At 42.5% G+C, this 11991-nt stretch carries 11 protein-coding genes; 2 read left to right on the top strand and 9 right to left on the bottom strand.

Going from position 1 to position 11991, the window contains the following annotated elements; translation table 11 throughout:
• Positions 1 to 68: 68 nt before the first annotated feature.
• From PG901_RS10590 to PG901_RS10580, 3 genes are read right to left on the bottom strand one after another with little or no spacing between them, the layout of a single operon-like run.
• A complete protein-coding gene (locus tag PG901_RS10590; RefSeq protein WP_271134381.1) occupies positions 69 to 626 on the bottom strand; it encodes a DUF2127 domain-containing protein in 558 nt (185 codons plus the stop codon).
• Positions 619 to 1830 carry a dihydroorotase gene (locus PG901_RS10585; RefSeq protein WP_442966889.1) on the bottom strand — a complete coding sequence of 404 codons (1212 nt, stop codon included), beginning with the start codon at positions 1828 to 1830 and terminating at the stop codon, positions 619 to 621. Before PG901_RS10585 ends, PG901_RS10590 begins: the two co-directional genes overlap by 8 nt.
• Positions 1831 to 1890: 60 nt before the next feature.
• On the bottom strand, positions 1891 to 2964 hold the full coding sequence (locus tag PG901_RS10580) for an aspartate carbamoyltransferase catalytic subunit (RefSeq protein ID WP_201619961.1): 1074 nt from the start codon (positions 2962 to 2964) through the stop codon (positions 1891 to 1893).
• 428 nt (positions 2965 to 3392) lie between these two features.
• Here PG901_RS10580 and PG901_RS10575 point away from each other — a divergent pair, with 428 nt between their 5' ends.
• Positions 3393 to 4376 carry a class 1 fructose-bisphosphatase gene (locus tag PG901_RS10575; protein WP_201624022.1) on the top strand — a complete coding sequence of 328 codons (984 nt, stop codon included), beginning with the start codon at positions 3393 to 3395 and terminating at the stop codon, positions 4374 to 4376.
• A 114-nt stretch (positions 4377 to 4490) separates the two neighbouring features.
• The gene (locus PG901_RS10570) at positions 4491 to 5285 is read left to right on the top strand and encodes a TrmH family RNA methyltransferase (protein ID WP_271134380.1); all 795 of its coding nucleotides are present in this window, start codon (positions 4491 to 4493) and stop codon (positions 5283 to 5285) included.
• A gap of 112 nt (positions 5286 to 5397) precedes the next feature.
• Here the strand turns inward: PG901_RS10570 and PG901_RS10565 are convergent, their stop codons facing one another.
• From PG901_RS10565 to ilvC, 6 genes are all read right to left on the bottom strand, one after another.
• Positions 5398 to 6606, bottom strand: a complete 1209-nt coding sequence (locus PG901_RS10565) for a cupin-like domain-containing protein (RefSeq protein WP_271134379.1) — start codon at positions 6604 to 6606, stop codon at positions 5398 to 5400.
• A gap of 331 nt (positions 6607 to 6937) precedes the next feature.
• Complete coding sequence (locus tag PG901_RS10560; protein ID WP_201619957.1) at positions 6938 to 7870, bottom strand: electron transfer flavoprotein subunit alpha/FixB family protein; 933 nt, start codon at positions 7868 to 7870, stop codon at positions 6938 to 6940.
• 139 nt (positions 7871 to 8009) lie between these two features.
• A complete protein-coding gene (locus PG901_RS10555; protein WP_201562624.1) occupies positions 8010 to 8759 on the bottom strand; it encodes an electron transfer flavoprotein subunit beta/FixA family protein in 750 nt (249 codons plus the stop codon).
• 848 nt (positions 8760 to 9607) lie between these two features.
• Complete coding sequence (locus PG901_RS10550) at positions 9608 to 9820, bottom strand: cold-shock protein (protein ID WP_057758834.1); 213 nt, start codon at positions 9818 to 9820, stop codon at positions 9608 to 9610.
• Between the two features lie 368 nt (positions 9821 to 10188).
• A complete protein-coding gene (locus tag PG901_RS10545) occupies positions 10189 to 10614 on the bottom strand; it encodes a hypothetical protein (protein ID WP_271134378.1) in 426 nt (141 codons plus the stop codon).
• A gap of 266 nt (positions 10615 to 10880) precedes the next feature.
• Positions 10881 to 11897, bottom strand: a complete 1017-nt coding sequence (gene ilvC, locus PG901_RS10540; RefSeq protein ID WP_201562628.1) for a ketol-acid reductoisomerase — start codon at positions 11895 to 11897, stop codon at positions 10881 to 10883.
• Positions 11898 to 11991 lie beyond the last annotated feature (94 nt).

Below are 11991 nucleotides of genomic sequence, written 5' to 3'. Positions count from 1 at the left end.
AGTATCATCGCTTATACTGGCTTTTTTAGGTCTATGGAACGCGTTTATTCATTTTTATAGCAGCCTAGTTATATCAAACCTTTGCGCTTCATATTACGATAAACCACGATCACAATAATAATATTGGATAGTAAGAGAGCAAGCTTAAACCAATCAAACGGGCTTGCAAACAGATAATAAAGCTCGATAGGAATAAATATCCCGTAGCCTAACACCCCAAACCAATATGCCCACGTTCTGTCTTGCCATAGACCATAGGCTTCAAGAAAGCGTAGACTGGCATAAGCAAAAATCAACAATAAAAATACTGGCCAATTTTTGCTTGCCTGCTGAGCAATGCGCACCGCACTATCAACTTGCGGTGCCAGTAGCTGTCCAAAGCTCTGTTGCCAAGAAGCGGTCGCTGTCGTAAGCCAATGCTCAAAGTCAGTATGCCATGACCATAAAGCTCCCGCCCCTAATAGCGCACCAACACCTTTGACCACCTCATATATTGCGACCGCTTTAATAGATTCGCTAGAGGTACTAGCACTACTGTGCGGTTTATGCTGCTGGCTGGTTAAATTTCGGTCGTTATCCTTCGAGGATGGTTGCAGATTATCATCCTGTCGGGGCAAGTTAGCCAAAGAAAGTCTCCACAACGCGGCCTTGCAATTGCTGATTAAAGAATGGCGTATTTTTACCATTTGACAGCATGGATTCTGTGGTCACTTGCCATTCGATATTTGGATCGACCAATACTGCGCCGCCGATACTTTCATACTGATCATTAATACCAGCAATTTTTGCTGGATTGAGGCATATTTTATCGACCAGCTGCTCAAGCGTTAGTACTTCATCACGTACCAACTGACATGCCAGCGCCATAAAGGTATCAAAGTTTGAGATACCGGGCGTACTCTCAGCAAAGGGTGCTTTTTTAGCGGTACTATTTAGCGGCTCATGATGGCTACAAATCGCATCAATGGTGCCATCTGTTAGCCCGCGGCGGATAGCTTGCTGATCGGTATTACTACGCAGCGGTGGTAGCACATAAGCTTGGGCATTAAAGCCTTTTAGATTATCATCGGTTAAATACAGCTGATGCATCGCCACATCACAAGTCACCGGCAGCCCTTTATCCTTTGCCCAACGCATCAGCTCAATCGAAGACTTACAAGATAACTGGCTAAAATGTGCTGCAATACCCGTTTCTTCCACCATCAATAACTGTGTTGATAAGGCGACGGTTTCAGCAATCCAAGGAATCCCTTGCAGACCATGATATGAGGCGATATAACCTTCATGTGCCACCCCATCACCAGACAAACTTGGCTCATCAGGATAAAAGAACACTTTCATATTAAAAGTAGCCGCATATTCCAAGGTACGCAGTAATACTAGGTCATTGCGAAAAGGTCGACGCGCATTAGATACCGCGATACAGCCGCCTTTTTTAAGCCCAGCGATATTTGATGGGCGCTCGCCTTCTAAGCCTGCGGTCAACGCACCTAAAATATGCAAATAAATACCGCCATCACCAAGCGCCCGCTCACGCAAGCCTTTTAACAGCGAGCCGTTTTCTAAAATAGGATTGGTATCAGGCGGAATCACCACATGCAAAAAACCATTGCCACGGGCAGCGCGTCCTTCTGACTCTAACGTACCGTGTTGTTGTTGTCCCGGTTCACGTAGGCGCGCGCACAAATCAACCAAAGGTGGTAGCAGCCACATCTCACCGCCCGCTGCAACTGCAGCTAATTTATCTGTTGCCCCGCTTGGTAGTGCGTCTTTAAATGCTTGAGGAAGATGGTTAATTATCGGTGCATCCGTATTTAACATAGTGGTCATGAGCGTTATTACCGTATCAATAAAATGGGATAAATAAATATAAAACAGCGCAGCAGAGGATTATTTACTTGCGGCTTGATGGGCGCGCTGACCTTCCATTGCCAGTGACAAGACCGCCATACGAATAGCGATACCGTTATTTACCTGCTTTAAAATCACAGACTGCGCCCCATCGGCGACGCTTGAGGCAATCTCAACACCGCGGTTCATCGGCCCTGGGTGCATCACCAAGGCGTCAGGTTTAGCCAGCGCCAGCCGCTCAGGCGTAATACCATAGTGCTTATAATACTCACTCGACGACGCCAGTAGCGGCGAGCCGATACGCTCATTTTGTATTCTTAATCCCATAATGACATCACAGTCCGTGACACAGTCATTCATATTTTCATACACTTGTACGCCAAAACGCTCAATACCTTTAGGTAACAAGGTACGCGGCGCGCAGACGCGAATGTCTTTCACGCCTAACGTTTGCAGGGCACTGATATCAGAGCGTGCGACCCGTGAATGCTTAATATCACCAACGATAGCCACTGACAATTCTTCAAATGGGCGCGGCGCTTCACGGTGAATGGTCAGCATATCGAGCATCCCTTGGGTTGGATGCGCATGCCAGCCATCACCGCCATTGATAATAGCAATATCCGGCGTCACTTCGGTTGCCATAAAATGGGCCGCGCCTGACGCTGAATGCCGTACCACAAAGATGTCTGCCGTCATCGCTTGCAGATTCCACAGCGTATCGCGCAAGCTTTCGCCTTTTTTGGTACTAGAGCGTTCGATATCGATGTTTAACACATTGGCACCAAGACGCTTTTCAGCGACTTCAAAGGTTGTACGGGTACGCGTTGACGGTTCAAAAAATAAATTCATCACCGTATAGCCTTCGAGCTCAGGACGGTTAATCAGCTGCCCATTTTCATCAAAAAACGTCTCAGCTTTGGCAATAATTGCCTGCAACTGCGCCTTATTAAGCCCTTCTACCCCTAAGAAATGGCGAATGCTACCATCGTTATTAAGCTGCGGAAGACTTAACGAGCTATTAAGCTTTTGATGAATGGTATCAGGGTCGAATTTAGCGTAATCCGTTGGCGAGACGGTCTGGGTTGAGCGACTATCGATAGAATTTGACATAATGGCAGGTCTTTATTGTTGGTTTATATGATTTGCTAAGCATCATTGATGCATTTTTTGGCGATTTATGGTCGATAAGCACAGAGACAAGGACATTTTGGCACTTATTTGCTACAATTTACCCCAGTGGCAGTGATAGACATAACACCGCAAAAAACAGCATTTGTCATCTTCTTGGGTAATAGCCATAGACCTGTCATAACCATCATTAAAATCCGCTTATCCAAACGATAAATAAATAATAATAGCGCTAGTGTAGCTGATTTTGTGGTCAGGACAAAGATGCCGTGTGGGGTATTTAAAAATTTACCAGATTTAAGGGCATTAAGTACGAGCTAAAATATTTCTCAAACGCTCATTTGTTCTTTAAATTTACCAGCCTTTATTTTAAATCATATTCATTTCAATAGCCTTTATCAGGAAGCATTATGACAACCTTAGCAAACTATCTAAACGCTCATGCAAGCAACCCTGCACTCAATGACGTGATTACTACCGTGACTGATGTCGGTAAGACCATCTCACAGTTATTAAGAAAAGGGGCGCTTGCAGATATCTTGGGTGAAGCGGGCAATCAAAACGTCCAAGGTGAAGAGCAGAAAAAACTCGACGTGTTGGCTAATGATTTATTATTAGACGCTTTGGCAAAAAACAGCCATTGTGCGGGCGTCGCTTCAGAAGAGCTCGACGATGCCACCCCTGCTAATGCCGATGGCAGTTTATTGGTATTGTTTGACCCGCTTGATGGTTCATCAAATATCGATATTAATATGGCCGTCGGTACCATCTTCTCTATCCTACCGTACCAACGCCAAGGTCAAACCAGTGAGAATAGCGACTTCTTACAAGCGGGCAACCAACAGCTAGCCGCCGGTTATTTGCTATATGGCACCTCTACGGTATTGGCGCTGACTATTACTGATAATGTTGTGATGTTTAGCTTAGACCCTGATACCAATGACTATGTGCTGATAGAAGAAAATGTCACCATCGATGCTGATACCAGCGAATACGCTATCAATGCTTCAAACTATCGTTACTGGCGCGCGCCGATGCAACAATATATCGACGAGCTCATCGCTGGCAAAACTGGTGTTCGTGGCCGCGATTTTAATACACGATGGGTGGCGGCGATGGTCGGTGATGTGCATCGTATTTTATGTCGCGGCGGGCTTTTCACTTATCCTTTTGATACTAAAGACGCCAATAAAGCGGGCAAGCTACGCCTTATGTATGAAGCCAATCCGATGAGCTTGTTGATTGAGCGTGCTGGCGGCGCTGCTACTGACGCGGTCAATCGTATCTTGGATATAGCACCAACCGATATTCACCAACGTGTCCCTGTGGTACTTGGTAGCAAAAACGAAGTCGAGTATGTTAAAAACCTACATGTAAATTATACTGATAAATAATTCAGCCGCGCCAATCTGCTAACCGTCATTATAAAGCGATATAATCGATATACCTTATATTGATAGGCCTTATAATGACGGTTTAAACTTTTTATTTTTTCTAAGCGATCCATTATGGTAGCAAATCCCACCGAGCTTATTACCTCAGATAAAAATACGACCGTCAAGCTTGTCAAAGGGTTATTAACGCAAGCGCGCCAACGCAAAAAGCAAGGTCAAACCGTCATTGAGGGTGTGCATCTAATCGATGCGGCGCTGCGTAGCGATTACCCGTTCGTGCAAATACTCCTTGCAGACTCAGCGCATCAGCATCCTGAGGTTCAGCAGATTTTGACGCGACTGCCAACCTACACGCCTATTTTGACTTTGTCAGATGCCCTGTATGAGAGTATTCGTAGTTTAGGTACGGGTATCGACATTATGGCGCTGATTACTATACCAACGCCCAGCTTAGCGGCCATTAGTGACGATTGTCTTATTCTTAATGATGTACAAGATAACGGTAATGTTGGCACGCTGTTGCGCACTGCCGCCGCAGTTGGCATACGTAATATCCTATGTACCAGTGGTACCGCGCAAGCATGGTCACCAAAGACGCTCAGAGCAGGTATGGGCGCACAGTTTGCCCTAACCATTTATGAAGATCTCAGTGTGCAAGATATTTTGGATTATGTGCAAACGCCGCTATTTGCGACCAGCTCGCATACAGATACCGTCATTTATCAACACGATTTAAAGCAACCTATTGCTTGGATTATGGGGCATGAAGGCCAAGGCGTATGTGATGAGCTGATGCAGTGCGCCACCCCTATCGCTCTACCGCAGCCTAATGGCCAAGAAAGTCTTAATGTCGCCATTGCTGGCTCATTATGCTTATATGAGACGCTGCGCCAGAGAAAATATACTTAGCATTAATGTTGGATATATTGATAAGCACTTATTAAAAAATGACTGATAGCACTATTTTGCGTTATCAGTCATTTTTAGTTTAAGAGTAAGCTCGGTTTTTTAATCCTGCCTCTCAACTCTGTGCTTTTTTAAAGCTTTCAGCATAGTTATTTGGTGCATTAAAGTTGGTGAAGCTGATGCTAATAGATTTATCCAGCCCTTCTACGCAATGCCACCACCCAATAGGAATAAATAACGCATCACCTGCATCAATAGTAACTTCAACTGGGGTCACATGCTGCATCAATGGATGTTTTTTCAAATCAAAATTGGGAAAATCTACTTCACTATACACGTGCAAATCATTATAGAGCCAAGGCACTTGCCAAGCTGGAATCAAAGTAACCTTCTTAGAGCCATACACTTGAACCAACATATTGTTAGTCAAGTCATGATGTAGCGGCGTAAAAGTACCTTTGGGTCCCATCCAAAAATACGTACTAAAGGCTGCATCACTGTCTAAAAGCTGGCGGTAGCCCTCACCAAAATCACCGATATCATCAAGTGCTGGTCTGATGGCTTCAACGTTTTGTTGCGTATTATTGGCAGTCATATAATAGTTATTACTTTCACCGTCATTTTCTATCATATTGACAAATTCAGACATCAGCATCGATTTGCGATACTTATCAGAATGCCGCTCAAAAAGCGTATCATTTTCGCGATCGAACTGCACCTCAATTTTTGCATCCCCTAAAACCTCAGCAAAGTATTGTGGACTCCACTTTTTAAGAGCAGGCCAATGATCAATGCCTTTTTTAAGTACTACAGGCTTGTGCTTACTATAATAATCTCTAATAAAGGTCTCAAACGCTGGCGTATCGATGACATCGAGCTGTTGGTTGTAACCGGCATCCAATCTAGCCAAGTGATCACAAGTTTCAAGTAGCCATTCTCGCTTTTTTAGCGTTTTGGCAGCCTTTATACCCGCTCGCAAATAGGGACTTTTTAAAGCCGTCTGTACCTCTAGGGCAATCTCTGCCTCACTAAATCCCTGCTGCACCAATACGTTCGCGATACTGCTTTTGCTCGTTCCCTCAAGTAGATTAGTAGCGACCCATTCTTTCCAATTATTCGGCAGCCTACGAATGGGTTGCTTGCTGTCATTCGCCACTGGCTCTAACTCGTCATTGAGAGCGGCTTTGATCTGAGCATCTGAAAAGCGATTGCTCTTTAATGTCTCAATGATTGTCTCTGTTTGAACACCGCGTATTATATTCGTCGCGACCCACTCATGCCATTCTTGAGGTAAGTGTACTGCCGCGTTTAATCCTGCACTCATTAGTATCTCCTAATCCCTTATGTACTAATTCATTGGTCTATAGCATCCAGTTATGAGTAGCCTCTCACGAGAATATATTCATAACAATCACCTGACTATCACTTAGCCCGCGGGCGCTATGATAAAGCTATTTATCCAAAATCCTGCTAAATTGATAGACTAAATTTTAGTCTATCATAGTGGATAGGCTAATAGAATCAAAATTAAATGTCGAAGTATAGACCGTTATGAGGATTTGAATTTTTACATAAAAAAAGCCTCCGATTCATTGAACCGAAGGCCTTCAAAACTCTCATAGATTAAGCAATATAAAATACTTAACCGTTAAGAACTAAATCTTGCTAGTCAGCTCAGGTAACGCTTCAAACAAATCAGCTTCTAAGAAGTAATCAGCAACGCTAGCGATGGGCGCTTCTGGGTCATTATTGATAGCAACGATGACTTTAGAATCTTTCATACCAGCCAAATGCTGAATAGCGCCTGAGATACCAGCCGCGATATAAAGCTGCGGTGCCACGATTTTACCCGTTTGACCGACCTGCATATCGTTTGGTACATAGCCTGCGTCAACAGCAGCACGTGATGCACCAACAGCAGCACCAAGCTTGTCAGCTAATGGTTCAATGTATTTAGTGAAGTTTTCACCATTTGCTAGGGCACGACCACCAGAAACAACGATGCCTGCTGAAGTTAATTCAGGACGGTCAGATTTGGCCATCTCTTCATTAACAAAGCTTGCTTTACCAGTCTCTTGTACGTTGTCGATAGTTTCAACAGTCGCTGAACCACCTTCACTTGCTACTGGGTCAAACGCTGTGGTACGTACTGTCATAACGACTTTATCTTCTGTGGTCTTAACCGTTGCCGTGGCATTACCTGCATAGATAGGACGCTCAAACGTTTGCGCGTCTACTACAGCTGAGATTTCTGACAACATGCTCACGTCAAGTAAAGCTGCCACACGTGGCATAAAGTTCTTACCAGTGGTGGTAGCAGGTGCAAGGATATGGCTATAATCACCAGCAATATCAGCAACCAATAGTGCAACGTTACCAGCCAATTGATGCTCATAAGCGGCATTGTCTGCTAATAATACTTTAGTCACGCCTGCGGCTTTAGCGGCTTCATCAGCTACCGCTTGTGCGCCACTACCCGCCACCAATACATGGACATCATCGCCCATTTGTTTAGCAGCAGCGATCGTGTTTAAAGTTGCCTTTTTTAGACTGGCATTGTCATGTTCTGCATATACCAAAATTGCCATTGTTTTTGTCCTTTATTTATTCGTATCATCTATTCATGCGGTTGTTTGTGTACAGCGTTATTTATCCATTTAGCTTAAATATTAAACTACTCAGACCTCATAACGTTGCACAGGATATGCCGTAACAAAGTATTAACAATTAAATAACTTTTGCTTCATTTCTTAGCTTATCGACCAACTCGTCAACTGAACCCACTTTGATACCAGCTTTACGCTCAGCAGGTGGCACGACTTTGATAATTTCTTGCTTAGATGCCATATCAACACCAAAATCAGCAGGCGTTTTCTCATCAAGTGGCTTTTTCTTCGCTTTCATGATGTTAGGCAATTTAGCATAACGTGGCTCATTCAAACGTAAGTCAGTGGTAATAACCGCTGGTAGGTCAAGCGCTAGAGTCTGTAAACCACCGTCGATTTCACGAGTGACATTTACTTTACCGCCATCAACTTTCACTTCTGACGCAAACGTACCCTGACCGATACCCATCAATGCCGCTAGCATCTGACCGGTTTGGTTATTATCATCATCAATAGCTTGCTTACCCAACAGGATAATATCGGTAGATTCAGCCTCTGCGATACTTTTTAGGATTTTAGCGATTTGTAGTGGATAAGGTTTTGCGTCAGTCACTACCAAGACACCACGGTCAGCACCCAATGCTAAAGCGGCACGAATCTGCTCTTGTGACTCTTTTGGACCAATTGATGCCACAATGATTTCATCAATCACGCCCGCCTCTTTTAGACGAACCGCTTCTTCAACAGCAATTTCATCAAAAGGGTTGATTGACATTTTAGTGTTAGATAAATCTACGCCAGAATTATCAGCTTTTACACGAACTTTTACGTTGTAATCAATGACACGCTTGACCGCTACTAATGCTTTCATACGTTCCTCGTTTATTAATGTTATGAATTAAAAATTGCCAGTTAAGAACCAGGGGTTCATCTTTTTCAAACTGTTGTTCAAATCGTCGTTCAAAATACCACTAAAGGTTATTACTACAGTAACAGAAATTTTAACTAAACACTCATAAGCCAATCACCAAAAGTGTCTTGGCATAATACTTGCTTTTTACCAATAATCAAAATTTAAAAGTAAAATATTAAAACCTGTTAAAGCTAAGCCAACCGTAATTATCAGACCCATCTATCTTGCGTGAGCACAGTGCTAAGGTCAAGGCAACGCCGTGAATAATGCGTCATAAATTTGTCACCACTGTTGCAAAAAGCGTCTATAAGCACATAAATGAACCATTTATCTTATTAAAAGCCGTCAGCAGTACAATATTTATCATGCTTTCTATGCTTTACGAATCACTTAACTGGATAATTATCTCTTGATTTAAGCTTCTATTACATTTAAAACCTACTATAGTCAGTCCTAAATAAAATAAGTACAAGTATTATAATGCGCTACTGGTATTCATTTTCCTTGCTTGCTGTGCCTACGCAGACAGAGGCTGCGCAAACTTAATACCAGTAGCTCTGTGTTCATTTTACAGCGGATCGCCTATATTGTATTTAAAATCAATGAGAACAAGCTTAGTGATATTAAATATTTAGTCTATTTTCTTAGAAAAATTGCATAAAAAAAGCAACCTGATGAGAGGTTGCTTTTTTTTAAAGTCTAAACAGTATTTTTATTGTTTTAACAAACAAAGGAATCAATGCTTATTAATAATCTTTCGCTATTAAGTAAACTGATAAATCAGTATGACTCAATAATCAGTAAGATTAGATAGCTTCGATTTGCTCAGCTTGTGGGCCTTTTTTGCCATCACCTAAGATGAAAGACACTTTTTGGCCTTCGGCTAGAGTTTTGAAACCGTTACCTTGGATAGCGCTGTAGTGAGCGAATACGTCTTGTCCGCCATTGTCTTGAGCGATAAAACCAAAACCTTTAGCTTCATTAAACCACTTTACAGTGCCTTCAACTTTATCTGACATAAATTTTCCTAACTCTTTAACTGTTGGCGAGACGTGTGTCATCACCGATTAATTGATATATACTCAAGTATTTTCTGCTGAATGCGTCGGCTTAAACCCTTGATATATCTAGAAGATATACTATCTGTTCTTGCCTCAAATCCTCTGAGTACAAGCTGATTATAACAGCTTTTCTCAACTGCAACAGGTTAAATTACTTTTTTTTGTAAATAATTCACTTCTTATGTAAAGGGAATGGTTAGGATGACGTTAATCTATCTAAGCTATTGATTTTCATAACTATTTGTTGTTATTTAGCAAACTATAACGAACACTCATCACGTTTTTCTTAATGATAAAATTAATAAATTAACTATTTAACTCGATATCTATTGCGGTAACGGTAGCCATGGTGACGATAATACCAGTAGACATAGAGCAAAAAATATCAAGGAAAACGATTGGCTATAAGCGATGTACTTAGCTGGAACCACCAAGTCTTTCGGTGAATCGGGTATGCCTTTACGTTTGAGTAGCCGTGTGCCGTATATCCAGCCATAAATAGTATAGATACTATAAGCAACCGGAACTGCGAGCGCTAATGGCGCTAGATCGATGACATATAAGGCAACTGTCGAGACAAAAAACCAAGCGCTATCAATCAAGGAGCTGATTTGGAAAAATTTTGACTTTGGCAACTTACCCTGATTGCTTTTGAGCATCTCCCCCTCTATCCATATCAAAACAGCCACGATAGCGCTCAGAGTAATATATGCGAATTGCGGCGTTAGCCAGTTAGGATTTGGTATTTGCACAACAGACAACCTGTAATCAAGAAAAAATAAGAATAAGAAGCGACATGAAATAACGCTTTAAATAAGACAAAGTCATTGATAAAAATGATGAAGGCTGTCTATATGAGGCAGAGATGATGCGTTTTCAACCAATATTAAAGCAATTGACATGAAAACCTTACTTAGCTTATTGAAATAATAGCTATTAAAAAACCCGTGCCATCAAGTGATAGCACGGGTTTTAAATTCTAGATGAGCGATTAATTACCTAATCGCTCACTAGCCAATTAGTTTTTGTCTTTATCGATGATTTTGTTGCCGCCAATCCAAGGCATCATGCCGCGCAATTTAGCACCAGTCACTTCAATTTGATGCTCAGCGTTGTTACGACGACGTGCAGTCATTGATGGGTAGTTGGTTGCGCCTTCACTGATGAACATTTTTGCGTATTCGCCAGATTGGATGCGTTTTAGCGCATTACGCATGGCTTCACGTGATTGCTCATTGATCACTTCAGGACCAGTCACATATTCGCCGTATTCAGCGTTATTACTAATTGAGTAGTTCATGTCAGCGATGCCGCCTTCATACATGAGGTCTACGATAAGCTTTAGCTCATGTAAGCACTCAAAGTAAGCCATTTCTGGTGCGTAGCCTGCTTCTGTTAGGGTTTCAAAGCCCATTTTTACTAGCTCAACAGCGCCGCCACAAAGTACCGCTTGCTCACCAAATAAGTCAGTTTCAGTTTCATCTTTAAACGTGGTTTCGATGATACCTGAACGACCACCACCAACACCAGCAGCATAAGACAAGGCTAACTGCTTAGCCTGACCTGATGCGTCTTGATAGATAGCGATCAAATCTGGGATACCGCCGCCTTTGGTAAATTCTGAGCGTACAGTATGGCCTGGTGCTTTAGGCGCAACCATAATAACGTCAAGATCGCTACGTGGAACGACTTGGTTATAATGAATCGCAAAACCATGAGCGAAAGCCAATGTTGCACCTTCTTTGATATTTGGTTCAATCTCATTTTGATAGAGCTCTTTTTGGAACTCATCAGGTGTCAAAATCATAATGACGTCAGCAGCTTTTACCGCTTCTTCTACTTCCGCAACTTTTAGACCAGCGTTTTCCGCTTTTTTCCATGAGCCAGAGTTGGCACGTAGACCAACGGTCACATCGACGTCTGAATCTTGTAGGTTAAGTGCGTGTGCATGGCCTTGTGAACCGTAACCGATAATAGCAACTTTTTTGCCTTGGATAATCGATAGATCACAGTCTTTATCATAATAAACGTTCATAAGTAGAGTCCTTTTCCTCAATCATGGCGGGCCATGGATAAATAAACGCCTAGATTACAGTCACTGTCGTAAAGTGATTTGCCATATAAGCGCT

This window comes from Psychrobacter sp. ANT_H3, from assembly GCF_027919975.1.
Classification (GTDB): Bacteria; Pseudomonadota; Gammaproteobacteria; order Pseudomonadales; family Moraxellaceae; genus Psychrobacter; species Psychrobacter maritimus.
The sequence above is the reverse complement of the archived record's forward strand: the minus strand, read 5'-3'. Positions and strand labels throughout refer to the sequence as shown.

Coding starts and splice junctions, on each gene's coding strand:
- PG901_RS10585 (WP_442966889.1), bottom strand. CDS start 1,830: ATGACCACTATGTTAAATACGGATGCACCGATAATTAACCATCTTCCT.
- PG901_RS10580 (WP_201619961.1), bottom strand. CDS start 2,964: ATGTCAAATTCTATCGATAGTCGCTCAACCCAGACCGTCTCGCCAACG.
- PG901_RS10575 (WP_201624022.1), top strand. CDS start 3,393: ATGACAACCTTAGCAAACTATCTAAACGCTCATGCAAGCAACCCTGCA.
- PG901_RS10570 (WP_271134380.1), top strand. CDS start 4,491: ATGGTAGCAAATCCCACCGAGCTTATTACCTCAGATAAAAATACGACC.
- PG901_RS10565 (WP_271134379.1), bottom strand. CDS start 6,606: ATGAGTGCAGGATTAAACGCGGCAGTACACTTACCTCAAGAATGGCAT.
- PG901_RS10560 (WP_201619957.1), bottom strand. CDS start 7,870: ATGGCAATTTTGGTATATGCAGAACATGACAATGCCAGTCTAAAAAAG.
- PG901_RS10555 (WP_201562624.1), bottom strand. CDS start 8,759: ATGAAAGCATTAGTAGCGGTCAAGCGTGTCATTGATTACAACGTAAAA.
- PG901_RS10550 (WP_057758834.1), bottom strand. CDS start 9,820: ATGTCAGATAAAGTTGAAGGCACTGTAAAGTGGTTTAATGAAGCTAAA.
- ilvC (WP_201562628.1), bottom strand. CDS start 11,897: ATGAACGTTTATTATGATAAAGACTGTGATCTATCGATTATCCAAGGC.